This is a genomic window from uncultured Sphingobacterium sp. (assembly GCF_964277905.1).
Classification (GTDB): domain Bacteria; phylum Bacteroidota; class Bacteroidia; order Sphingobacteriales; family Sphingobacteriaceae; genus Sphingobacterium; species Sphingobacterium siyangense.
Map to the genome: position 1 here is coordinate 546,857 of NZ_CAXYKD010000048.1, position 25,643 is coordinate 572,499.

Genomic DNA, 25,643 nt, shown 5'->3' on the forward strand with positions numbered 1-25,643 from the left:
TGAAACACCTTATCCCTAGGCATCCGAATAGGTTGTTTTCAAACGATATTTCAACGGCGGGGATTTCCTGCAATCCCGCCGTTTAGATTGGCAGGACAGAATAAAATAAAGATATTTTTAAAAGATTCATACAATGAAAAAAGTAATATATACGGTGGCTTGCCTGATGTTATTGATGGGCATGTCTTGTAGCAAAAGTGAAGACACTGCGCAGGTAGGAATCCAGCAATTGTCATTGCCAGGCACCTTAAGCCTCGCAGTAGCAAATACAGCACAGCTAACAGCAACAACTTCTCCCGCTAATGTGACGCGTCCTTATCAGTTGACATGGAGTAGCGATAACGAAGCCGTTGCTACGGTAGATCAGAATGGCAAGGTGACCGCAGTTGCAGCCGGCACAGCAAATATACGAGCACAGGTGTATGAAAATGGGGAAGCGCAAAAAATTGCGGCAGCCACGGTTGTTACAGTCAAAAGCTTTACAATGACGCTAGATAAAGCCACCGGAACCCTCGAGATAGGAGCGAAAGAGACGCTTAAACCGACCGTATCTCCTGAAGGAGCTACCTATACGTTGCAATGGACCAGTTCGGCAGAAACTATTGCCTCGGTCAATGAGCAAGGCGTAGTAACAGCACGCAATGTCGGCGAGGCGACAATAACAGCTAAGGTAAAAGAGCAGCCCTCGGTGTTGGTTACGTATAAAGTTACCGTCGGTGCGGGCGAGGTAAATCCTGGAGCCGGTGTCGGTGATATACCGAATGGTGGAAATTGGTAATTGTTTAAAAATCATTCATCCGGGGAAAATTAAAGTTGTCTTTCCCGGATGAAATAAAATATAGAAAAATGAATATGGAAATATTGATAGCATCTTTGACAAGCCATGGGCATCGTGTGACAACTCAGCGTGTGCATATTATGAAACATCTTTGGCAGAAAAATATCATTTCAAATATCGATGACCTGTATGTAGAACTTCGTACAAAACAGTTGGTAAGTTGGGCTACGGTTTATTCTACGATTAAATTATTATGTCAGCTCGGTTGGTTACAATTACATGGTTCAGAAGCAGGTGATAAATATTATAGCTGGATAAAGAAGTAGCATGTTTTTCGCTGTTTCGAGCCAGATTGAAGCTGTTTAGTTCGGGAGGCGCGGCAAAAAAAATAGAAAGAAATGAGATCATTACGATATATACCAATACTGCTTCTTATGCATATTTGCAGTAAATCCAATGCGCAGCAACAAGCCACTATATTGGAGAAGCCTTATTCCTTCATTATTGCCGATGGTGAAATCAGCAGACTACAACAGCGTAATGACACCTTGCAATGGCTGCACGGTCGGCTGTATGATGTTTCACAAACGAAAAATCTCATTGCATTAGAATGGGAGGTCAGTAAACAGTACAAGATCCGCACATCACAGCATAAAGACAGTTTATGGTATCTCGCGTTGGAAAGATTGGATAGTATCCCCTTATCCACAGATCCGTTGCCGGAAGACCGTTTCTCGGTCATTGCCTTACATCAGGGGAATGGGCAGCAGGTAGGGATAGTACAGCTTGCGATTGGGCTAAATGAACAGGCTTTAGACAGTACGGTGAGTAGCTTCATCGATCGCAAAGAATTGTTCTTTACCACTTATTTCTGCGATGCGCAATGGAAAGTATTTGGTTCGCTTCGCACAATTGAAACAAAAGATGATGTACTTCGGGTCCGCGAAAAGCTACAGTCGGATGAAGTGAAAGATTGGCTGCGGCTTTATGAAAGCAATCCGGTGAAAGAAATTTATGGGACGGGTCTGACGACTGAGTTGCTCAACAGGATAAGCATCGCCATGGGATACAATCCCATCGGAGCGTCTAAGATTTTGCAGCATCTCCATCAAGAATAGGCCGAGATAATAATCCCTGCTTATCCAAAAATGTGAAAAACTCAAAATCTCTATAGAATAAAAAATAACGTGAATAGAAATAGCATATTTATACTTTGGGCTTTGCATATTGCACCTTGTTGTATAAGCCTCGTTCAGGCGGGGACACCTACTTTGGGTGCAAAAGCATTGATTGGAGATAACCAACAATATCGTGTATCCGCCCGTATAACAACAGGCAATGGAGTTTCGCTATCAGGTGTATCCATTACAGAAAAGGGTACAAAGAATCGTGTTGTGTCTGCTCAGGATGGAACATTCCGATTGTTGGTCAGCTCCTCTGAATCAATTGTTGTATTATCTTACGTCGGTTATAGCCCACAAGAATATACCGCAGACAGGGTACCACAACAAATTATTTTAACTGCCGATGCGCAGTCACTTGAGCAGGTTGTTGTCACGGGATATCAAAAATTGGACAAAAGCCGATTTACTGGATCCGTAAGCCAAGTTGAGAAAGCAACGATAGATCGATCGGGCTACGTTGATGTTTCGCGCATGTTGCAGGGCGCGGCTGCAGGTGTCAGCGTACAAAATGTGTCGGGAACGTTTGGGTCAACTCCAAAAATCCGGATCAGGGGAAATGCCTCCATAAGTGCCAATCAGGAACCCCTATATGTCCTCAATGGCGTGCCTATCACATCGCCAGCAAACGTCAGTGTTAGCCAGTTGTATTCGGGTGATCCGGCGTCGATGCTCGGGTCTGCGATTGCGGGCCTCAACGCGCAAGATATTGAAGATATCGTTATCCTCAAAGATGGTGCAGCAACGTCGCTCTATGGTACCAGAGCCGCTAATGGTGTTATTTCGATCCGTACAAAGGGGGGTAAACTGGCAAGCAAGCCTACCGTAAATTTTAATACAGCCATCTCAATAGGTCAAAAGCCGACAATAAGTAAATACAACCGGATGAACGCTGCACAGGAAATGGATCTCTATAAAGAACTTTTTGACCGGGGTTATTTCTCCAATAACAATTGGCCAAGTACGACCGGAGCTTTTACGGATGCTTACAGACGCTATGCCCTACGGGAAATTAATCAGGAGCAGGCTTATGAAGAACTCAACCGTTCGGCTCAGGTGAATACAGATTGGTTTGGTACATTATTCCGAAATAATATCCTGCAGGAGCATAGCCTTTCCTTCTCGGGTGGAAAAAAACGCGTTAGCTATTACCTGTCGGGAAGCTATGCCAAAGACGACGGTCAGGCAATAGGCTATGATATGGATCGGAACACAGCAAATCTGCAGACAGGTATTCAAGTGACCAATGCTTTTCATATAGATGTCAATGCCAATTTGAGTACACGTGATCAATTGGCACCGGGTACTTATAATAGCGGCACGCTTTATTCTGACGTAACACGTAACTTTGAAATCAATCCGGCCATTTATGCGATGAGTGCCAGCCGTGCGATGTACCCTTATCAGGCAGACGGGAATTATAAATACTACCTCAATAATTATGCACCGTTTAATATTATTGAAGAGCTGAAAGAAAACTTTACTGAGCTAAAAAGTAATGAAATACGTTTTCAATTGCGGCCAAGCTACCAGCTGCTTCCGACGCTTCGATACGAATTAACGCTGGCTTATCAGGCGAGTCATTCAGATACAGATCATATCGTCACTGAAAAATCCAATGTAGCCAACGCTTATCGGGTGGACTACAATGATGTGCTGCGTGAAGAAAACGAGTTGCTCTATCGCGATCCAACAGATCCCTATTCATATTATCAGACCATACTACCTGAGGGCGGCTTTTTATATGCCAATCGGTACCGAGGTAAGATGTATCATATGAGGCATTCATTGAACTTCAAGAAGAATTGGGCCTTACATGCCCTGGATGCTACAGCGGGCTTCGAATGGAACCACGATCGCACTGATCGTACCTACAGGAAGGGTATTGGCTACCGACACTATGATGGTGGCACCATCACCCCAAGCGAATTAGCACTAATGCAAGTAGCACAGACTGGAGAGCGTCTTTATGAGGAAACCTTCAAAAATCAATATTTGATTGGCTATTATGTATCCGCGCAGTATGCTTTCAAAAACCGTTATAATCTTGAAGTTGGCGGACGTTTAGATGCCAGCAATATGTTTGGAAAAAGGGCTCGCTCAAAATTTCTGCCCAATTATAGCCTTGGACTGTCGTGGAATGTCGAACGCGAATCATTTATGCAGCCGCTGCTCGCTTCGGGTGCGTTGCAATACCTAAAACTAAGGGGAAGCTACGCCTTGCGTGGTAATGCCTATCAAACTTCGCCACAGCGCTATGCCAAGTATTTTCAAAAAGTTCGTTTGGACAATGCCAATAGTGAACAGATCATAGACATCCTGTCGCCAGAATTGTACAATCTGAGCTGGGAAAAAGATTATATAGGCAATTTAGCCTTAGAAGTGGGGCTATGGAATAAAATTGATGTTGTTGCCGAAGCATACCATCGAAAAAATAAAGACCTCATCAGCGAAGCCGCGGTCGCGCTCGAAGAAGGATTTGGCACCAAAGTAATCAATTTCGCGTCCATGAAAAATACAGGCATTGATATTACGATCGGTTTAAAAAATTTACTTTCATCGCCAGATTGGCATTGGAATATGCAAGGGGTATATGGTTTTGTGCGCAATAGGGTCACTGATGGTGAGCTTCAATCATCCTTACTGACACAGATAACGCGTGCCAATGGTTATCCGCTAAAAGGGTACCCTCTTGAAGGCCTCTATGCCTATCAATACAGCCAGTTGGATCTCAATGGGCGGCCTGTTTTTTCAAATAATGGTCGTAGCGTTCAGGGCATAAGCCCCAGCACGCAAGACCGAGGACTTATCCGCTATATTGGTTCGCGGCAACCCTTGGGTACAGGTTCATTTTCAAATACAATTGGGTATAAAGGATTCGAAATGCGCATATTCTTTACGTTTTCCCATGGAAATCATGTGTTTATGCAGCCTATTGCGGCACGCAGTTATCGTGATAATGTATCTAGTCCTGCAGATCTGGCTTATCGTTGGCGTGGACCTGGGGATGAATCTTATACCGATATCCCGGGTATCCTGAGCAGTATCGAACGTCTTCACTTAGCCACCGTGTCGCAGATTGACGAACTCGCTTACAATAGAAGTGACCTGCGTGTAGCTGATGCCAGTGTACTGCGGCTTTCTGAATTGATGCTATCGTATGAGCTGCAACCAGAACTACTGAAGAGCGTTGGTGGAATAAAAAGAGCGCGATTGAGTTTATCGGGTAATAATTTAAAATACTGGGCCAGTAAAAAGCTCAATGGAATGGATCCTGAATTGTTGCTTACTGGTGTGGCTCTACCGAATCCCGTAAGCTATTCTTTACGAATTACAGCTGGATTTTAATATTTAGAAACAAGAAAGATTGTCATTCGCAATGAGAAAACTATATTATTTACTGCTGCTATGCGTACTACTCCAAATTTCCTGTTCGCATGTGTTAGACGAGCCCTACGACAGTCGGATAGCGCTTAGTACCCTTTCCGATTATCGAGCTCTGCTTTCGCAAGCCTATCCAGAGCGTCAGGATTTATTTACTGATATCTTAACCGACGACTATCACCATTATGCAGGTTCGATTCAGGCCAATCTGATACCTACATACGTACCCCTGTATCTTTGGGAGGATAATTATGAGGAAGGTGTCAGGGCGACTCCAGCTGCTGCCTATGCGCATTACTATGAAAAAATTTATCTGGTCAATACTGTCATAGCCGAAGTTATGCAAACGCAAGGTGAAATGGCCGCAAAAGAGGCTCTTCTAGGCGAAGCTCTATTTGTACGGGCCTATGCTTATTTCTCTTTGGTCAATTTGTTTGCTAAACATTACAATGTACAGACTTCAAGTACCGATCTGGGCGTGCCACTGATCATCGAGATTCCGACGGAAAGTAAACCAAGCTTTCATCGGGCTACTGTAGCTCAGGTATATGAGCAGATTGAGTCTGATATGAAAAAGGGGCAGCAATTAATGGAGAAAAACGCTACATTTCTATCCGCCAATCCGTACCATTTTTCCTTAGCTTCTGTGTATGCCTTCTTTTGTCGTTTATATCTCTACCAGGAGAAATGGGAGCAATGTATTTCTTATGCCGATCGTTCACTACAAATTTCAGGAGGGCAGATCCGGGATCTAACAGCAGACATACAAGTCTGGAAAAGTTATGATATCGCTTATTTTGCACAGGAATTTATGAATCCCGCCACACACAAAAATATTCTTTTGGCTAGTCAAAGCGAATCCTTTTTAACGAGACCAACAGGATTTAGACTCTGTGGATTTTATCCAAGTCATCAATTGTATTATGGATTTCCAAAAAATGATCTCCGTTTTGGTCTTTTTAGTGCGGTAGGTACCGTAATAGATAGCATTACCAACTATGTGAAATATGCGCAACAGCCTAATCAGCCTAATGTTGGCGTAGCACGTTACGAATGCTTTACAAATGAAGAAGTACTGCTCAACCGGGCTGAAGCATTACTAAAGCAAACCGTACCTGACCGGATGGCTGCGCTGGAAACAGTAGAACAGCTGCGCAAAAAGCGGATCACACCATACAGTATTTTGGATGCCAGTACCCTTAGCCTCGAAGAACTGGAAGATCTTGTACTTGACCAACGTCGAAAAGAATTTTTAGGTCAGGGCATGCGCTGGTATGATATTAAGCGATTGAGGCTTTCTGTAAGCCATCGTTTGGTACGTACAAGTCCAACACCTGATGCGGTACTCACAGCAGATGATCCCCGTAAAGCAATACAAATTCCGTTGATTGCAAGAATTGGGAACCCGGTATTGGTAAATGAATTAAATCCGCGCTAAAAAAACAGGAAATGATGAACATATTTATACGTAAAAAACGATTCCTTTTGGGCATATTTTGCACACTGCTTGCTTGTCAGAAAGAAGATACAATAGCACCGCCATCCTACGTAGATTATTTTGCTGTCCAAAGCAAATCTCCCGACAAATGGAATGGCCTTGATTCATTATGTGACAGTATTTACAACGATTATGGGGTAAAGATAATTTACGAGTACACGCCCCGTATTTTAGATGGAACAACATTTTTTGTGCCACCAAACTACGAGAAGGCACTTGAATATACACGAATTATATTACGGGACTTTTGGCTTAAACCATTGAAAGAAAACTTTCCGGTCTATTTTCAGAAAGAAACTCCCATCGAATTTGTCATGGTGGGGGGCTATGTACATTTTAACGATATCACCGTTGCCGGAGCAGCGGCTGGAGCAGGGCTCAATGCTCAGTTTTATCGCTTGGGAATAGGTGGCATCAATAATTTTGATAAGACGAATAAAACAGCATTACGGCAGCTGATGGCCACGATTTATCATGAGCATGCTCATCAGCAAGATCACAAATACGGTCGTGGATATCAATACGATCGCATATCGCAGGGGGAGTATTACGGACTTAACTATAGCAGCAAATATACTGCACAGGCCAATGCGGATGGTTTTTTCTTACCTTATGGTGGCTATGCGCCAGAAGAAGATTTTGCAACATCAGTAGAGTCGATGGTCATGAATAATAGGCAAGCTATTGCAGCAATTGTCAAAGCGAATCCTAAATTGGAAACGAAGTACAATATGGTTCATCAATATTATCTTGATAAGGGAATGGATTTACATCGTTTGCATGAGGTCATTGATTCCGTCATCTATAAAACGGTCTATTAAAAATGAATACACGGATAAAAATAATCGTTTGGGGAGTTTTAGTACTGCTATTTTCTAGCTGTGAAAAAGATCATCTGACACGTTCGGTATCTGACGCAGAAGAACGGCAAGCAGCCCTTATTTCTGATCTGAAGTCTGGCTTGCAAGATGCAACAGATGGTTGGGTCATGATGGTCAAAAGTAGTCTGAGCGAAGTGGCCTATACACCTATTGTCATGAAGTTTGATACTGTTAAAAATACAGTCGCCATACGTACAGTCTATGGGCTGTCCAATGCTGCGCCAACCTATTTTGAAATAGGAAAAGGTACCGCACAACCCTTGCTCACATTTAGTACGGGATCATTGATTAGTGCATTATACCGGATCGGGGCAGAAGGTTCTGACCTTACCGATCATATTTTTAAAGTAATGAACGTTTCCAAAGATACAATCACCCTCCAATGCTACCGTAGTGGCGGGGTATACCAACCAGAAGGGGGAGCAACCTATCAATTATTTAGACGCCCTAAAGGCTGGAAATGGGCTGATGAATACCGCTATTTCGATATCGATGATATCAATAAATGGCAGCAAAACTTTCTGAATCCAACAAAAGTAATTGCAATTGATATCGTTGATCAAAATAAAACTAAAATAGCATCGACAATATGGACAAGTTCGGCAATACTATCCTCCTTATTGACTACTTTTCGTCGGAATGACCCCTTTAATCGAGATGTATCGACCAAGGCATTACAACCTTTTCATGTTTTTTGGATATATTTTAGAAAGGAAAACAATAGCTATCAGACAGCTGTAACAGTAGGTCACAATGCATTGTCATTTTTTCCATTTAGTGTTAATCAAAATATATCGACCAGCACACACGTGCGTTACCTGGCTGATCATCTTGGTACCCATTATTTTGTGGCTAAAGACGTGCGTTTGTCGGGTAGTCAACTTGATATTGATTTTGTAGCTTATGGCAAACAAGGAGAAGAAGTCTTGACAACAACTTATACAAGCAACTAGAATAAAGACGATGAGATCCATTAAATATTTTATACTTTATGTCTTAACACTCGCTTTTTCAAGCTGTTCCAAGGACGAGTTACCACATTCCACAGGACGAACCGTAATGGTCTATATGGCCGCGAATAACAGCTTGAATGGCGATGCATACACCAATATCAACCAGATGGAGTCTGCATTTAAAGATGTCGATGGCAAACTGTTGGTATATGCGCGTTTGAAAAATGTTGCCCCTGCCATTTATGAAATAAGTTATGACACCGGAACAGCTATTGGTAGCCGCATTGTCAAAACTTACGCTGAACATAATTCATCAGACCCTTTGGTCATGCGATCCGTTATTCAAGATATGCAAGGCTTGGCTCCTGCGGAATCATATGGACTAATACTATGGTCACATGCCACGTCTTGGTTACCTGATCCATCGATCAGACTAAAATCTTTTGGCGATGACGCCGGAGAGACAATGGATATTATATCATTAAAAAATGCACTACCCGATGATTTGGATTTTTTGGTATTTGATGCCTGCTCTATGGCAAGTGTGGAGGTTATTTATCAACTCAGGGATAAGGCACATTATATATTGGCATCTCCGGCAGAGGTGATCGCCGTGGGAATGCCGTATCATACCATGTTGAGGTATTTATATCAAACGGATTTAGCCCATGGGCTCAAACAGGCGGCCGAGGCTTATTACGATTACTACAACCAACAGAATGGACTTTATCAGTCGGCGACGATAACGTTGGTCGATAATCAAAAATTGCCAATTTTGGCGGCGCAGGTAGGAGGGATTCTACGTTTACAAAGTGCTACTTGGTCTGTTTTAGAAAGAGATAACGTACAGCGTCTGGATTTTGCCGAAGGCTCGCCGACGGCAGGATTTGATCTTTTGGAATTTTATCAGCTCAATTTTCCCAAGGCTGATCTGAGTGGATTAAAGCAAGCGCTAGAATCCAGTATATTATTTAAAGCCCATACAGCACAATTTAATGGAAAAGAAATTAGGTCTTACAGTGGATTGTCGATGTATATTCCACATGCGGATAATAACTGGGTACATCCATATTATAAAACACTGGATTGGTATAATGCCAGTGCTGCGAATTATCTTTTTAAATGGGTCCCATAATTCAATGTATAGCAAAAAATATTCAAATGAAACAGATTAGTATGGTATTAGGGCTTTGTATTTTGCTCGCAATTTTTTTATCCTCTTATCAACAGCTTGCTGTCGAAAGGGAGATGTTCGACAAGGACTCCCTAAGAGCGGCATACAGCCAGCCAACTTCAAATTGGCCCAAGCCAACTATTGATTCGGGAACTGCTTGGGAGGAATTTTCAGCCCTACCGGATTTCGATACGGCTTATTTTCGGCTTATGGAACAACCGAAAGTGGTTTTGGGGAAAATGTTATTTTTCGATCCTTTACTTTCGGGTTCTAATCAGATCTCCTGTAGCACCTGTCACAGTCCGCAAAATTCATGGGCTGATAAGCTGTCGACTTCCATAGGACACGACCACCAGGAAGGGAAAAGAAATACTATTTCATTATTGAATGTACGCGAACGAAAGACATTTTTTTGGGACGGTAGGGCTACCACCTTAGAAGAACAGGTTAAAAGCCCGATCGCTGCTCATGATGAAATGGCCATGGATATTAAAAAGCTTCCTAAAAAATTGGCACATTATAAGGGATATCGCAGCCTTTTCAAGGCGGCATTTAACAGGGAAAAAGTATCATTTGATCAACTTGCGGAAGCACTTGCGGCTTTTCAGCGTACCATTTCTAGCAGACAAAGTCGGTTCGACCTTTTTTTGAAAGGCGATTATAGTAAAATGAATGATCAAGAAATAAGAGGATTACATTTATTTCGCACCAAGGCACGCTGTATGAACTGTCATTATGGACAATATTTGACAGATGAGGACTTTCACAACATCGGGCTCACTTATTACAAACGTAAATATGAAGACCTCGGACGTTACCACGTGACAGGAGATCCTGATGATGTTGGCAAATTTAGGACTCCATCTTTAAGGGATGTTATGAATACAGCTCCTTGGATGCACAATGGTCTATTTGATAATATTACAGGGCTACTAAACATCTACAATAGTGGAATGCAAATGAATACCGCTAAACCGGCAGTTAAAGCGGCAGATCCTATGGCCCCGATTACGGATCCCAAAATGAAAGCGCTCAAATTGTCTAAACAAGAGATACAGGATGTGATTGCTTTTTTGGGTGCAATTACAGCTACAGAATACAAAATGCGTAGGCCGGAACAATTGCCGAGATAGAAAAAACAGGCAAGAGTTTAGATTACAGCAATTCCCGACGTAAAGTTCTAAGGGAATTGCTGATATGATATTCGACCGTTGAAGTGGAAATGCCTAGACGTTCAGCTATCTGTTTGTAGGAGAGATACTCTCTTCGGCTAAGATAGAAAACTGTACGTGCTGGTTCAGATAATTTTTGCATTTGCCTTTCAATACGTTCCTCAATTTCTTTGTATTGCATCTGCAAATCGGGCCTTAGATAATTTGCCGTATGTTGTTCAGGCATATCTTCCAATGCCAAAAGTTCAATTCTACGAGCATATCTGAAATAATTAAGCACTTGAAATTTAGAGCACCTCGTTAAATACTTTTCCATATCAACTCTGCTTTCAAAATTGACACGACGCTCCCAAAGATCCAAGAATATGTTTTGTGTTAGATCTTTGGCCATTTCAGTTTCTTTGAGATAATAACAGCACATATCGTACACCTTAAACCAATATGATTTAAAAAGTTTTTCAAAAGATCTCAATTTTCCAAATGTCCACATAAGTAACGATGATACGGCCGAAATTATTTATTCAAATATAATATTATTTAGAATGATTACAAATAATGTTTTTAAAATTTGTTTTTATCGTGATACTGATGTGATGTAATCTAGAAGAATCCCGTTGATACTATCAAGTGGAATATGATTTTCAGCCCAGGAAGTTGGTACATCCATCTGAAAAGCATAAGGCTTTTTATAACCACCATTCATAACCAATAGCAATTTAATCAGCTATTTCGGAAGTTTTATTTCAAATTTCCTTTCGGCTATTGAGAACGTTTTTATAACACTTCTGCTTCACCAATAAGTCTAGGTCCTTCATGTAGCCACCATTTACGGCCTTTTGTCAAATATTGCTCCAGCTCTTTTACAAGGAGAAAGCGAATAGTCGTAATCCTTTCTTCACCGGGCATTAGATCCTCGCCCTTAAAATTTATATTACCTATATAATTCTCCTGTAATTTACCTTCTGACGCATATTCAAACACGTGATTGGGGCTATAACCTGAGATGATGCCTGTTTTTCGGCCGCCTTGCTCAGTAGTTATTAGCTTTACTCTTGCCTTGACTATCAATAATCCATATTCGTTGGTAAGCTCTTTTATGCTAGCAAGGGTGTATTTGTCATATGCCATTACGTCGAACACTTTTGACACGCCCGTATCCAACCATCGTTTGTAGATAAGTTTGCCATTCATGAAGATGCAAAGTTCATTTTCTGAAAAATCTTTAAATAGCATTTTGTGGTTTCTTGTTTCTAGTCTGCGGTTATTTCTAAAACTCTTTGCAATCTCTAGCCTTTAAATTCTTCAATCAGTTTCTTCGCAATAGGAATATCAGCGGGAGCAAGCTTCCAGCCTAATAGATCACTAACCTTTACCCACTCGAGTTGATCATGGTCGGTAGACTCTGAAGCTATATTCTCGCTCTCACAAATGAACGAGATCAATTCGATAGCGCCATTATCGTACTGATGTACCGTATTGAAAAAGTGCTGTTTGATTTTGACTTTCAAGTTGAGCTCTTCGATCAATTCTCGAAGCAGCGATTCTTCATTAGATTCACCATCCTCAACCTTACCGCTAGGGAACTCCCGATAGCCACCTAATGACTTTTCAGGTTTCCGTCGACAAATCAGAACAAGATCATCTTTGAATATAATCCCGCAAACAACTTTGATAAGATCCATAGTTATTGAGATTTTATTATCGTTAACTCGCCATCATCAAATCCCACCGTTATTGCTATCGCTTGGGCAAAAATTAAAGTTTTGAAATCTTCGGATTTTACATATGTTTGAACTAAACTTTCAGCATATTTTAAAATATCCTGTCAGTTTTTATCTTTTAAAAACTCATTACCGAATGAAAAATATTTCTGTTTAGGTTCAAAGTTCCTATTGGTAGCCCAATTGTCATCATCTTTATCGAAAATTTTGGATCCAGTGAGATACAGTCTATCAGGGGGCATGCTTGATGATTTCCAATTAAATTTCTTTCGATTCCAACTAACTAACTATTCAGTGGTTCCTTGTAGGCTTTTACGCTTACGTACAACTTCTTTTCCAAAAAGGCGTCAAAATTGAAATGATCTCAAAATTGCTATTTTTTTGAAAGTTAACACATGTCTAAATTTATTTAATACGGAAGTGCTTTTTATTAACGAATTAAAAATAGAACAATCGATTGCGTTATTTTATTTCTTTTGGGTTTTATGAAAATTATTTAATTTAGAGGCAATTAGTAAAAATTATTAAATCCATAGTCCTATTTTTATGAAAATAAATAAGTATACGCTCGATGTACTGTCTTCTGAGCTAAATCTATTGCGAGAGATCGAGTTGCACAATACACTGGGAGGAACGGGTGGAGGAGGTGGATCATTTAACGATATCTGGAATAAATTAGCCAATGGCGACCTGACCGATATCCCGAGTGGAAGATATGATTTTAATACAAGAACATTTACTCCAATGGATTCGTCCATGAGCAATTCTGCATGGCATATAGTTATCCCTACCGTTGATGTTTATTCTAATGGCCATCATAATAGTTATAGCGGATATGGCTTTGGAGGAAATGGCGATTCCAATAGTGGTTTTCCAGGAAACGGAACTAATGAAGGCAATCAGCCAACCAATTATAATGGTTCTGGGAGTGGGTCATACAACTATAATGGCCAAAATCCACAACAAGGATATAGTGGTTATACCGCTTCAGACCCTACGCAAGGTATGTCTCTAATACAAAAAGAAATATACCAATATATTTAAAATAATCAGGATGGATCTGGTCTCAATCTTGAAGGTTTTTTCATGAGTAATTTTAATACCTCTGGAGGAGGAACTACTCTTTATAATCCGAATAACACAAGCCAAGGTGGTAGTTATTTAGAAAACAACCCCGCGAATTCTGTAAATGGTGATGGAATCTACTACATTGTATCTTCTAAGGATACACAGTCACTTCAATCATTAAATTATCAGACAGGTCAGTTCGGAGGATATAACACAGAATTGGAACAATTCCAATTTTTAAATGAGCACTATGGAGACAACAATAGAGCCATTTTAACATATCTTTTAGAGGGGCGGCTAGCTTCTGAACTAAATATTAACGTTCACAGTGTGCTAAGAGATTCGAATAATTATAATTTTGAAATTGATCGCAACAAATTGATTGATGATTAGTTGCTGTCACTAAATTTTTAGCGCAATTTAAAAGCGTTTTAAGCAGCCTTGTTCCTCTTTTAGGCCAGCTTTCTGATGAGACAGATATAAATATTGCTGGCTCAATGGCTGGATTTTTAGATTCTAATTTTGAAAAGGAACTTTTCGATATCTGGTGGCATGGTAAAGCCAAAGATGGATCTTATGTGCTGTCCGAAAGCGATTTTAATGAACTTAAAACATTGAAACCTAATTTAAGCTCCGCGGAAATGGGACAACTGAAACCTATATTAGCGAACGATGGGAAGTTATACTATGCGACCGTATTGGGTACCTACGAAGCTGATACTAACAACCAAGCTATCATAGATAAGTATGAGGGCGCGTTGGGCAAATTTACAGGTATTTATGATTCTACGGGACAGATGGTTGGTTTGTATGATTATTATAATTTTGACAATGGGACAAGATCGTTTGGAAGTGAATACGTAACACGATTAATCAATGAAATGGGGCCAGAACAATCAGCAAATTTTGACATTACTTATGGAAATATTCCATTTGAAATCTTTGAAGAATTAAAAGATGGAAAATAGCGTGAATTGGCGGTGGAAAATAAGTATAGTTTTAACTTTTTTTTGCTTTATTGTTTACTCTTGTCATGATAATTTGCGGACAATGCCATTAAGTGACTTTACAAGAGAAAAGTTTGGATTGACCCTAGAAGAAGATAGTATTCTAGATGATTCCAGAAATTTTCCTGGTAACGAAAATAGGGGGCAGGCATTTATAATAGCTAAGGTAATTAATGGTGAAACGATAAAAGATCTGCAATTTTTTAAGTGGCTAAAATCTAAGCCCGGGCAGTTAGTCCCAGGGAAATATAATTTTAAAGATCTTCACAAAGAATATCCTGTAATATTTGATAGAGAAAACCAATATATCGAAATATTATATGATGAGATGTCTTTTAGATTTTTAGATTTAAGACAGATGTTAAAAGATATCAAATTAACAGAAGTTTACTATAAAATTGAGTCAAATAAAACCCAATTTGGTAATACTGAAAACAAGGTTCTAATTTATGACAAAACCACTAGCGTTCTCTTTTTAATATTTGATAATTGATGCTGTGAAGGGAACAGTATGGATGTTATAAATAGAAACTTTTATTGTTGGCTAATTTGTTGTTTTTTAATCGTGTCTTGTAACGATAATTTGAGGACAATGTCATTGGCAGATTATAATGAAACCATCTTTGGGCTGAAGTTGGACGAAAAAAAGGATACCATTATTTATGAATATCGGAAGTTTTTTGGCAATGAGAATAGAGGGGAATCTAGTATCGCCATAAAATTGAGAAGTAATGAAGCATTAGATTATGTTAAAAATATTCGATGGATCAAATGTCAAAAAGCGACAATAGATACAACAGGTAATTTTGGTAGAGCCCAAATTCCGTCCAAAGTATTAATATTTGATCAAGACAAACAGCTTGTTAGGATTGCTTTTGGAAATGGTATTTACCAGGAGATTTTTTTGAGTAGAATGCTGAAAAGGATCAGGCTGGAGGATTTATATTATAGCATCGAAATCCGTAAGACTGAATTTGGATTTTCTGAAAAAGGTATTTTTCTTTTTGATAAAAAGAAAAATATTCTTTATCTGAGTTTTAGTAATGAATGAGCATATCAATTAACAGATTAATTGATATGCTCTTGACCAATCCCGAAATAATAACATAAAAAGTATAATAACCCCTTCATTTTGAATATTTATATCATTGACTCAAAAAGGGTTTCTCATGGAACCGGAGTTAGAACTTATATTGACCAAATAAGAGATTTTGCAAGATCCAGTGAACCAGATCATTTTCAGTTAACTTTTAGATTCCAGTGTGACAATGGCAGTGAGTTTATATCAAACGATGTAGATAGGTGGCCTACGAAAATCAGATAATAGTGGATTTCTCCAGACCCGGCAAACCACTGACAACCTATATCTGGAGTCTTTCAATGGTAAATTCAGAGACGAATTTCTGTCAGTAAACTGGTTCCTGTCGCTTGAAGATGTTAGCATAGGATTGAACATTTCAGGAGGGAATATAATCATTACAGACCGCATAGGACACTGAATGATTTAACTCACAAAGAATTTGTTAACTTTCAGCTCACAATAACTGCTGATCGCTGATCTTTCTGTTCCCTCAAAACGATATTCATAGAGTTTCACTGACGGTAAAGGTATTTCGTTTATCAGAAATTTTTAGACATACTATTGTCTGTTGCGGTTATCAGCTTGTCCTCTATAAAATCTCTGCTTCACCAATAGTCTGGGGCCCTCATGTAGCCACCATTTACGGCCTTTTGTTAAATATGCTTCTAGCTCTTTTACAGCATGTCTATTTTTCGGCTACCACGTTTTTATATGAAAAATTCTATATTAGAAAAACAAATCAGCTGCAGTAATCCCCATTCAATACATTTGCAGATAAATTCACCTACGCTTTTTGTTCCCGTTTTCCGAAATAGGTTTTTCCGATGTGTCCTTACAGTATCGGGCGAGATAAAAAGCTTTTCAGCAATCTGCGGACTGGAGTTACCTTTGGCAACCAAGGATACGATTTCCATCTCGCGCTTGGAAAGTTTAGGGATCTCAAATTGTGGAAGCTGTTTTGATAAGTCGATCTGACAATAATCATCACGCGTACCAATACCTGTAACGAGCACAATTTTATTATTACTTTGTGTGATGTGTTGTACATCGGTATGGATATTCAATGCGGAAGTCAAACGCCCTAAATCATCCTTAGCAAGATGTATAGCTTGATGATGAAACAGGTGATAATCACCCTTAGCAACACGCATGCGAAAGCAATAGGACGTTTTCAAAAACAGTTGGTGTTCAAACCCAATTTCCTTCATTTTGACTAATGTGGCTTCCTCTGCTTTCAGCACAAACTCCAGATCCTCCGGATGTATTTGGTCTATGATCTCCCTTATTGTATTTGGTTGAGTAGCCAATCCATGGATACTTGTGATACTTTCTGAAACTTGAGAAAGCGAATAGTCAGCTATATTGATTACATAATGGTAATATGGACCAACTGCCAAAATATCCGATAGGTGATTCACAATACCATACGGTTTTTCTGATTGAAAATCATTTGACAATGCATCGGGATAACTTTCCCAAAGGTCGGCGAGGAGGTGATGATGTTTCTTAGGTTCCATAGGCGCTCGGTCAGTAGTCAATAACGTGGCTTAATAAATAGGTTATTTATTCTTACTAAAATATAAAAAATATTTTAATATACCTCAATTGGGGTATATAGCTAACAAATGCTTTGCTGTAAATTAGTATTTGATATGATAGATTAATTTAATGAAAACTGAACGTTTTAATGAGCAGAACAAGAGACTGACCGATTTTCAGACAGAGGTATTGGTTGTCTGTCCGACATGCGGAAGGCAGGCTGTGGCAAGTGTAGATTATGCGAACAAAAAATCAAGGTTGCAGTGTATATGCTGTGGTTATAACAAAGAAAAAACAACAGAGACACGGTTGTTTGGAATTAAAGGACATATAGAGGTGGCAGCACATATTTATTTCAGTGCAGAATTGTGGTTGGTACATACCTTTAAAGATGATGTTGTTTGGGCTTATAATTACGCCCATCTTGATTATTTAGAAAGTTATATTTCGGCCAAATTACGTGAACATAAAGAACGAAGTCATTTTACCTTGCTCGAAAAGCTGCCCAAATTTTACCATGATGCCAAAAATCGAACTGCATTGCTGAAATTGATCGATAAGATGCGAAAGCATTCACGCTAGCCTTGGATTTATTTTATTACACTCATTTCAATTTATATTACATTCTTTGGTACTATACAAGTCTGATCTCAAAACGGCTGCGGATAGCCCTATGGAAAAACCGTATCTCGATAAGAACATCCCATTACTTATCAAGGAGATCAATAATTTTCGTAACTCTAAACGATAGGCACCCAGTTTGCTCATTATCCTCCAATCTCATTCCTTAAAAACTACTGCATCTCAATAGATATTTTAAAAATACCCCATTTGGGGTATTTCTCTGCACGTATTAAAAGTTGAACTTAGCAATATATTTAAAGGCCAATTATTGGTAAGTCCACTGAAGGCGAACTTATTTTATAAAAAGGATTTATTCTTCCAAGCATACACCAAATAATTAACGATGAGAACGATAATTACATTTCTGAATTTTAGTACAAAGCTGTTGAGCAATGCTTGTACAGACTGTGGGCCACAGTTATATTGAAGGGCGGTGCAAACTTGCTGGTAAACCGGTTGCTTGCCATTAAGCAGGTAATATGTCTGCTGCCTATATTAAAAACGAGAAAAGAAAATATCAGACAAAAGCCAATACTTTGTATTATGGAATATATCTGTATTGGTAATAAACACTTATAACAATTATGAAAAAAAGCTTACTTCTGCTATTTTTCCTAGGATGTGTAGGAATAGCGCAAGGACAGGTTACAAAAGACACCTTATATAACCGATTAAAATTAGATAATAAAAGTATATCTGATGACATTTATAACCCTATAAATTTTGTAACGATCACAGAGCGAATGCCAAAAGCAAACGGATATAATACCACTTATAAATTTATACTTGGAGCAGGAATGGATTATATTAAAAAAGGATCTCAGATACATCTCGACTTTAAAAAGGATTATATTGACGCATTAGGAACAGATTGTGACCTGCAGGTTTTAGCATATATTCAACGAAAAGATAAAACGATAAAACCGTTAAGTGTATTTGGTTTTACAGAAGTAGTTGAAGAAACCAATAATGAAGGGCTCATGAAAAATGCAAGTGATTCACCTGTATTACAAACTACCGGAGTTCAATACGGTTATCAAATAAAAACGGATAAAGTATCGGGCGAATCTTATTCTGGTGAAATCAATTTAGCTTGGGAGGAAATTGCAGAAGAGGATAAAATCATCCTTCATGTAAATAACAAAGCTAAAAATAAGACAGGTTTTACAATGACCTTAATCTATGATGATTTTGGATGGAAACAAAATCCAACAGGAGGTTTTAGTTTCGTTAAAATTGCAAAATCAGAATTTACAGAATTTTCTCCGGCAGCAAGTATAGGCTATACGTTTCGATATAAACCTCGTCGTTCCAGTAGTTTCTTGAGCCATTTTTTTTCTCCTAGTTTTGGACCGATGCTTCACGTTTTTCAAAATGGAGATAACACGACTATAGGAGCAGGCGTATCAGCCTCTACATTTTACAACATGGTAAGTGTCGGTTTTGGAAGTACCATAAATGGAGTGAACCATGGTAAACCTTATTTTTCCATCGGATTAAATTTTATAGAAAGCTACAATACTTTGACAGGACTCTTGAATAAATAACAATATCAGTAATGTTGATCCTGAGGTTTCACACGTTGAATTAAATTGCTGAAGGTATTAATTGGGAATTACAGTTATCATTTCTCATGCGTTACACCATCCTACTATATCTACTGTTATCTTTCCTGAGTCTATCCGCTCAGGAACAGGTAACACTTTACAAGGGGAAGAAAGCGCGAATTACTCCCATCGTTGAAACGGGAGATACTAGGGGCTTTGATCCTTTCAAGATAGCTGAACGAGTAGAACTATTATTCTACATCAGTAATCGCTTATTATGGTACCTTAAGACTGGAAAGAATCCCAATGCACTGATTGCAGATGGACTTATAAATATCCCGCTAGACAGTATCGCGAAGGGAGTGCAATTGGATTCCGCGCAATGTGCAGATTGGCAGTATACCTTGTATCAAAGTCAGCGCTGTGAAGAAATGATAGTTGCTGGATGTTATGAACCACGGCATCTACTTGTTTTTTACGATGATAGTAATAAGGTAATTGGCTTTATCGAAATATGTGTCAGTTGCGCTGGTGCCTCGGTCAGCGAAGGACTCCGGGCTTTTGTTGTCTGCCCCGAACGAATGGCTGTTCTCTGGAGCATGGTGAATCAGATCGCGGAAAAGAACAGCATCAGCGCTGCAGTTACTACAACAAAAAGCGTAAAACAAAAACAAAAGTTCAGGTAAACAAACCTTTAATTCTATCGGAAAAAATAAGCATTAAGATCATGGAAAATAAGGAAAACCAACTGGCGACTTCATGGGACAATTACCCTGAGCTATTTTCTCCTGAAAAAGGAGTTGAACAGCAGCTCAGTTTAGTAGACCTAGTAGCAGATTTTCTATTCACAGGCAATTATTATTACTATACCATTGATATACTTGGTCAGGCGATTTCAAACCAGCATCCGAATATTCTCAAAACACATGCTCTAGCTGATATGCCTAAAACATTAAATGAAATAGTCGAATTGGTTCATCCAGATGATATGAGTTTTGTGATTCGGGCAGAGGAAGCGGCACATCGGCATATTCTTAGTGTCGGCATTCAGCATATTCAATCGTTGAAATGTTGCTATTGTTTTCGTATGCGTGTGGCTAACGGCACATACCGATTATTTCATCACCAGTCTATTTCTATTGTAGTGGACAGTAAATTCCGAATGGTCAAAAGCCTCAATATTCATACGGATATAGAACATATTACCAACGTCAATAATCATATTGTAACTGTGATGGGAATCCGAGGAAATAATGAATTCCATCAGATACTCATAAACGACAGCAAAATGCTTAGCTCCCCAGTTATGAAAATTACTATAAGGGAGTGCGAAATTTTACGATACATTGCCAAAGGATTTTCGAGTGAAAAAATTGCCGAAAATATGGGTATCACAACCAATACCTGTAGAACACATCGTAAAAATTTATTCCGAAAAATAGGCTGTCATTGCGTTGCAAGTTTAATTAAAAAGGCAACAGAATTGGGGCTGTTGTAAAAGTTGTTTACATGCTTGAGAAAGCTCAATATTTAAAAAATACCCCATTTGTGGTATTTACCTTTATTTATCAAATAGGTAAGTTCGCTTTACTATTTAACTGAAAAATTAGCGATGAAAACAATTGCAAAGATGATGTTTAGTGAGCGACACAAAGAGAAAATGATAGGTGATCTACTTCAATTTGAAAATTAATTAGAATTTAGTTTTTAGAGATTTAATAATTTTTGTAGCTTGACTATAAGCTAATAACCTATAAACTGAGTATTATGAAGTCTGCCATAACTCTTAATTTACTCTTATTTTATTGCCTTATCATGCGTGATGTTGGTGAATACCTATATTATATTTCCGATCAATTTTTTGCACAATATTACTTATTAGCTAATGAACAGTTCGCGCATTCAACTTTAAGAATGCATCTCACACCTTACCGAAGACAGTAGTTAGGTTGTTTATACGCATTATGTAGTCATATTTTTAATTAAAAACTATTATTATGGATTGTCAAAATCAACAGAATGCTTTTAACGAAGCAATGGAAAAAATTCAGGTACAACTGAAAGAGGAGCTAGCAGAGATCGCTAGAAAAACAGAGGCTAGAACCGAGAAACTGAACGATGAATTTAAAAATGAAAATGATCTTGCTCAGGGTGTTGGTGCAGTTGCGGGAACAGTAATTGGAGGTGTGCTAGGTGGTCCTGTGGGGGGACTTGCTGGAGGACAGATCGGTAGGCAGATTGGTAGTTTTTTCACTATTGAAATAGGTAGCCAACAGCACAAAATATCTTTTGATTTGCCGGAGATCGCTATGAAAAATCAAGATTGGATCTTCAAGGTCCCTTCTGTAACCATGAAAAATACTGATATCATCTTTGATTTACCTACGCTTGTGATGAAGACTGTGGAAGGACCTCCAATCTGGAAAACAAAGGTTGAGATGAAAACCGTCTGTCACAAAACACCATTTGGTAAAGTATGTTTTGATCAACCCCAAGTGGTCGGGTGGTGGGATAAGACTTACATTGATGTGCCGACATGGGAAAACCGAGAGACACGGATTGTACTTGGAGTTCCAGAGATTACAAACAAAGAGCAGCGAATTGTTATTGGTGTCCCTGAAGTCATGATGAAAACTAAAGAGATTGTCTTTAACCTACCTACAATAAAAATTATGTTTATAAAAGATGCAGGGAGGGAGCTAGCAGGAGAACTGGAGAAGATTGCTTTGGCGGCAGAGGAAGACGCAGCAGAAAAACAAGGGAATATGAAGGAAAGAATGAAGCTGGAATTAGCAGAACCTGCAAATGCGATGTTTGATTGCTACCGAACACAGCTTTTGGAAGAAAGAATAAAATTTGCTGATAATTATGATGTTGAAATTAAAAAATTGTCAGATGCTCTGTTGATTCTGAAAGCTAATAAAGTACCTGAAACAGACAATGACTATGTAAGCCAGAAAACTCAACTTGATGCACAAATCGCTAACCGGAATTTGGCCTTACTCAAATTTGATGAGGCAATACAGAAATTTGACAATGAACGTCAGGACGCTATAAATAAAATGATAGGTTTATAATTACTTTAAATTGCTTGAAGATGGCTACAATAAAATTTAAATCGAGTGGCGAAAGCGAGTTTGTTTTGGAAATCAACACAGAAACCTCGCGGGAGGGTGCACATTTCAACTGTTATGCAGGCGGAAATGATTACAGAACAGCTCAAGGTATTTACGAAGCAGACAAAGGTTATGTTATTGTCGAATACATGCCTGTCATGACTAGCCAGTGGGGAGAAAGTGGTTATTCGACCATGCTTATGGCAAGGGACGGAAATATTGAAAAGATGGAAAAGATAACAGAAAATATCGATGAGCTGCTTAAATATGACTCGGAACAAAATAATGAAAAAACAAAGGATGAGCTCAACTGGGTCCGGAAGTATTTTTTTGATTATTATTCTAAAATTACCACTACAAATTCTCATTTTGAAATCAACGCTTATGGAAAGTCAAGAGAGATCAAGGTCCTCGGCGTAGTCGTCGACACTAAAACAGCAAATATTGAAGGACATTTCATTTTCAAAGTAATGAAACTGATATCACCTGAGGAATTGACTTTGCTGACGACATTCTTTGGTGATTGTATCCGCAAAAAGGAATCAGTAACTCATATTTTTATGGATTAGGAAGGATTTAAAGGATATGCATCACAAAGTATTAGTGTAATTTTAACCAGTAAAGGCGGTTTAAATATTTATTACCGCCTTTATCTTCTGTTCGTATTAAAGCACCTGTATTTTAAGAATATGATCATAAACTCTGTTTTAATAAACTTGGCAAATTAGTTTGCGCTACTTTGATCAAGTTTAATGTAACCAAATATTAAATGAATTGATTTACAAGTTATTTTTATATATTTATAGTAGCCATTTAGATTAACCATGAAACAGGATCAACTTAAAGATTTTTTTACTGTTCATAAATTTTATACTGTAGACGAAGCTGAATCAGCGAACTCTCTTTATAAATTGTTGATGAATAGTGCTGATATTCCTATTATAGAATATGAGCTTGGACATCTGTTTTTTTTCAATACGGAGAAAATTTTAGAACTCTTTACAATATGGGATAGCGATAAAATCAACGCCACTGTCAACGAATTTGTTGATTACGCTGCGGGGGAAATGCTCGAGTTAATTTGGATTCCTTCCGATCAATCTATTAAAGATTTCTTCAACGAGGATAAAAAAAATCCAGATAACGCGATTAGATTAAATGATGAACAAATCACATCTCTTCTCAAAACCTGGGTTCCCGTTCAGTATGATCATCTTCAGAAGCGAGACCATATTTTAGATATTTGGCGGACATATAGAAAGAACGAGTACCTGGGATTAGATTCAATATTGGGAAAATACGATACAGAAGATACTATTTTCTTTGATAGTCTCGGTGGTGGTGGTGGGTTTAAAAGTGGGGGCGCCAGAATAGACAATATTTATGGACAAATAAGAGAAAAAATTACTGATGCTGATAACATACCGTCTGAAAGCAAACCTGAGACCAAAGCCTATGACATTCAAATTGAGTACCCAAGTGAACTATTATTAGGTGCTGTTTTTGATGTAGCTTTTATTTTAGATCAGGTTGAAACACCCGGAGGTATAGGCGACGTAATGTTAGCTGACGATTGGGTGATTGATATTTTTGTGAACGCAATATCGGGGCTAGATATTGAAGGAACAAGCTTTCAATCTTTAAAAGTTAATTCCGAAAATATTAATAAACCATTCATTTTTAAATTTCTTTCGAAGACTATAGGTGAAGGTAAATTTAGTGTGATGGTGCTACATGACGGACGGCCGATTTTTCGTGAGGTTTACACCGTTTTGATCGACAAAGAGGATGCAGATATTGTTTCTAATATCGAAGTGTCTTCCGGAAAAATATCTCCTTCAGCTCTAACAAGCCCAGATCTAACATTATTCATAAACGAGTGTTTCGAAAACGGTAGATTCAAATTAAAATATTTACTCTTTTCGCCAAAGGAAGAATTGGATATATGTTATAAAACTTTTGAAACACCCTATTTTCAGCAGAGCGATCCAGCGGCGTATTTCTTGGATTTTTTCAACGGTATAGATCGTATTCCTTTGGACTCAAAAGAGCAGCGCCTTGCCGCAGTTAAAAGAATGGAAGCAAAAGGAGCAAATCTTTACAAATCGCTTATTCCTGAACCATTAAGAACTTTATTTTGGGAGATCAAAGATGGGGTAAGTACTGTCGTTATCAATTCTGACGAACCATGGATTCCATGGGAACTGTGTTATCTGTATTCTGAACAAGAAGGGAAAAATAGTGAGAGCTTTTTTCTCTGTGAAAAATATGATGTTGCACGTTGGATTCAAAGTACACCATTTACTACTTCAACGCTAAGCTTAGAAAATATGGCGGGTATTTTTCCTTCTGATTCAGGACTCGCTTTAGTGGAAAAAGAAAAAAATGAAATTCAGAAAATCGTAGGAGATGGTAAACTTAGTTTAATACCTGCTAATTATAGGGATGTTGTCGATAGTTTCGAAAGAGGAGGATTTAGTGCCTGGCATTTTTCAGGACATGGGACAGATGCTAATACCACAAATGTTGATCATTATTCGATTCTTTTGGAGAGCAACGAGCCCATTAGTGCGTATGATATTACTGGATTGAAAAATTTAGGAAAATCTAATCCCATTGTTTTTTTTAATGCATGCCAAGCAGGGAAAGGCGGAATGGGTCTTACAGGGTTGAATGGTTGGCCAAAGCAATTTATAGATAATAATGCGAGCGCATTTATTGGTGCATATTGGTCGATTCATGATGAAAGTGCCATGAAATTTGCCATTTCATTTTATCGTTTATTATCGACCGGAATGACTATTGGTCAAGCGTTTCGTCAGGCGCGGTTAGCTATTAAAGAAGAAGGTAACCCTACTTGGCTGGCCTATACTCTTTATGCCGATCCATTTGCCCGTTGTAAAAGTTCATAATTTTTAA

The 25,643-nt window shown here is 38.7% G+C and carries 25 protein-coding genes and 1 pseudogene; 22 read left to right on the top strand and 4 right to left on the bottom strand.

Annotation, left to right across the window (positions count from 1 at the left end):
• Positions 1-133: 133 nt before the first annotated feature.
• From ACHWSC_RS24035 to ACHWSC_RS24075, 9 genes are all read left to right on the top strand, one after another.
• Complete coding sequence (locus ACHWSC_RS24035; protein WP_394678459.1) at positions 134-778, top strand: Ig domain-containing protein; 645 nt, start codon at positions 134-136, stop codon at positions 776-778.
• A gap of 68 nt (positions 779-846) precedes the next feature.
• Positions 847-1,104, top strand: coding sequence for a transcriptional repressor (locus ACHWSC_RS24040; protein ID WP_394678460.1), 258 nt, complete (start codon positions 847-849; stop codon positions 1,102-1,104).
• Positions 1,105-1,176: 72 nt separating this feature from the next.
• A complete protein-coding gene (locus ACHWSC_RS24045) occupies positions 1,177-1,896 on the top strand; it encodes a hypothetical protein (RefSeq protein WP_394678461.1) in 720 nt (239 codons plus the stop codon).
• Positions 1,897-1,965: 69 nt separating this feature from the next.
• Positions 1,966-5,307, top strand: a complete 3,342-nt coding sequence (locus tag ACHWSC_RS24050; RefSeq protein WP_394678462.1) for a SusC/RagA family TonB-linked outer membrane protein — start codon at positions 1,966-1,968, stop codon at positions 5,305-5,307.
• Between the two features lie 31 nt (positions 5,308-5,338).
• Positions 5,339-6,781, top strand: a complete 1,443-nt coding sequence (locus ACHWSC_RS24055) for a RagB/SusD family nutrient uptake outer membrane protein (RefSeq protein WP_394678463.1) — start codon at positions 5,339-5,341, stop codon at positions 6,779-6,781.
• 11 nt (positions 6,782-6,792) lie between these two features.
• Positions 6,793-7,662, top strand: coding sequence for a substrate import-associated zinc metallohydrolase lipoprotein (locus ACHWSC_RS24060; RefSeq protein WP_394678464.1), 870 nt, complete (start codon positions 6,793-6,795; stop codon positions 7,660-7,662).
• Between the two features lie 2 nt (positions 7,663-7,664).
• Positions 7,665-8,675, top strand: coding sequence for a DUF4302 domain-containing protein (locus ACHWSC_RS24065; RefSeq protein ID WP_394678465.1), 1,011 nt, complete (start codon positions 7,665-7,667; stop codon positions 8,673-8,675).
• Between the two features lie 10 nt (positions 8,676-8,685).
• Positions 8,686-9,810: a clostripain-related cysteine peptidase gene (locus tag ACHWSC_RS24070; RefSeq protein WP_394678466.1), complete on the top strand. Its 1,125-nt coding sequence runs from the start codon at positions 8,686-8,688 to the stop codon at positions 9,808-9,810.
• Between the two features lie 26 nt (positions 9,811-9,836).
• Complete coding sequence (locus ACHWSC_RS24075) at positions 9,837-10,982, top strand: cytochrome-c peroxidase (protein WP_394678467.1); 1,146 nt, start codon at positions 9,837-9,839, stop codon at positions 10,980-10,982.
• 22 nt (positions 10,983-11,004) lie between these two features.
• Here ACHWSC_RS24075 and ACHWSC_RS24080 read toward each other — a convergent pair whose 3' ends face one another.
• From ACHWSC_RS24080 to ACHWSC_RS24090, 3 genes are all read right to left on the bottom strand, one after another.
• Positions 11,005-11,511 carry an RNA polymerase sigma-70 factor gene (locus ACHWSC_RS24080; protein ID WP_394678468.1) on the bottom strand — a complete coding sequence of 169 codons (507 nt, stop codon included), beginning with the start codon at positions 11,509-11,511 and terminating at the stop codon, positions 11,005-11,007.
• A 284-nt stretch (positions 11,512-11,795) separates the two neighbouring features.
• A complete protein-coding gene (locus ACHWSC_RS24085) occupies positions 11,796-12,254 on the bottom strand; it encodes a hypothetical protein (protein ID WP_394678469.1) in 459 nt (152 codons plus the stop codon).
• A 53-nt stretch (positions 12,255-12,307) separates the two neighbouring features.
• Entirely contained in the window at positions 12,308-12,703 is a 396-nt protein-coding gene (locus ACHWSC_RS24090) for a (deoxy)nucleoside triphosphate pyrophosphohydrolase (RefSeq protein WP_394678470.1), read from the bottom strand.
• A 585-nt stretch (positions 12,704-13,288) separates the two neighbouring features.
• Here ACHWSC_RS24090 and ACHWSC_RS24095 point away from each other — a divergent pair.
• From ACHWSC_RS24095 to ACHWSC_RS24120, 6 genes and pseudogenes are all read left to right on the top strand, one after another.
• On the top strand, positions 13,289-13,786 hold the full coding sequence (locus ACHWSC_RS24095; protein WP_394678471.1) for a hypothetical protein: 498 nt from the start codon (positions 13,289-13,291) through the stop codon (positions 13,784-13,786).
• 42 nt (positions 13,787-13,828) lie between these two features.
• Entirely contained in the window at positions 13,829-14,203 is a 375-nt protein-coding gene (locus tag ACHWSC_RS24100; RefSeq protein ID WP_394678472.1) for a hypothetical protein, read from the top strand.
• Positions 14,204-14,307: 104 nt separating this feature from the next.
• Positions 14,308-14,778: a hypothetical protein gene (locus ACHWSC_RS24105; RefSeq protein ID WP_394678473.1), complete on the top strand. Its 471-nt coding sequence runs from the start codon at positions 14,308-14,310 to the stop codon at positions 14,776-14,778.
• Positions 14,768-15,310, top strand: a complete 543-nt coding sequence (locus ACHWSC_RS24110; RefSeq protein ID WP_394678474.1) for a hypothetical protein — start codon at positions 14,768-14,770, stop codon at positions 15,308-15,310. Before ACHWSC_RS24105 ends, ACHWSC_RS24110 begins: the two co-directional genes overlap by 11 nt.
• Before the next feature lie 99 nt (positions 15,311-15,409).
• A complete protein-coding gene (locus ACHWSC_RS24115; protein WP_394678475.1) occupies positions 15,410-15,868 on the top strand; it encodes a hypothetical protein in 459 nt (152 codons plus the stop codon).
• 201 nt (positions 15,869-16,069) lie between these two features.
• A pseudogene (locus ACHWSC_RS24120) lies at positions 16,070-16,375 on the top strand (integrase core domain-containing protein); the annotation flags it as partial.
• Between the two features lie 230 nt (positions 16,376-16,605).
• On the opposite strand, the gene ACHWSC_RS24125 reads toward ACHWSC_RS24120, so the two are convergent.
• Positions 16,606-17,415 (bottom strand): LuxR C-terminal-related transcriptional regulator, encoded by an 810-nt coding sequence (locus ACHWSC_RS24125; protein WP_394678476.1) that lies wholly within the window; start codon positions 17,413-17,415, stop codon positions 16,606-16,608.
• Positions 17,416-17,566: 151 nt separating this feature from the next.
• On the opposite strand from ACHWSC_RS24125, the gene ACHWSC_RS24130 reads away from it, so the two are divergent.
• The 7 genes from ACHWSC_RS24130 to ACHWSC_RS24160 all read left to right on the top strand — a co-directional run bounded on the left by ACHWSC_RS24130 (position 17,567) and on the right by ACHWSC_RS24160 (position 25,636).
• Complete coding sequence (locus ACHWSC_RS24130; protein ID WP_394678477.1) at positions 17,567-18,019, top strand: hypothetical protein; 453 nt, start codon at positions 17,567-17,569, stop codon at positions 18,017-18,019.
• Positions 18,020-18,645: 626 nt separating this feature from the next.
• Positions 18,646-19,608, top strand: a complete 963-nt coding sequence (locus ACHWSC_RS24135) for a hypothetical protein (RefSeq protein ID WP_394678478.1) — start codon at positions 18,646-18,648, stop codon at positions 19,606-19,608.
• Between the two features lie 86 nt (positions 19,609-19,694).
• Positions 19,695-20,294: a hypothetical protein gene (locus tag ACHWSC_RS24140; protein ID WP_394678479.1), complete on the top strand. Its 600-nt coding sequence runs from the start codon at positions 19,695-19,697 to the stop codon at positions 20,292-20,294.
• Between the two features lie 41 nt (positions 20,295-20,335).
• Positions 20,336-21,106, top strand: coding sequence for a helix-turn-helix transcriptional regulator (locus ACHWSC_RS24145; protein WP_394678480.1), 771 nt, complete (start codon positions 20,336-20,338; stop codon positions 21,104-21,106).
• Positions 21,107-21,605: 499 nt separating this feature from the next.
• Entirely contained in the window at positions 21,606-22,685 is a 1,080-nt protein-coding gene (locus ACHWSC_RS24150) for a hypothetical protein (protein ID WP_394678481.1), read from the top strand.
• 20 nt (positions 22,686-22,705) lie between these two features.
• Entirely contained in the window at positions 22,706-23,293 is a 588-nt protein-coding gene (locus ACHWSC_RS24155; protein WP_394678482.1) for a hypothetical protein, read from the top strand.
• Between the two features lie 255 nt (positions 23,294-23,548).
• Complete coding sequence (locus tag ACHWSC_RS24160; protein WP_394678483.1) at positions 23,549-25,636, top strand: CHAT domain-containing protein; 2,088 nt, start codon at positions 23,549-23,551, stop codon at positions 25,634-25,636.
• Positions 25,637-25,643 lie beyond the last annotated feature (7 nt).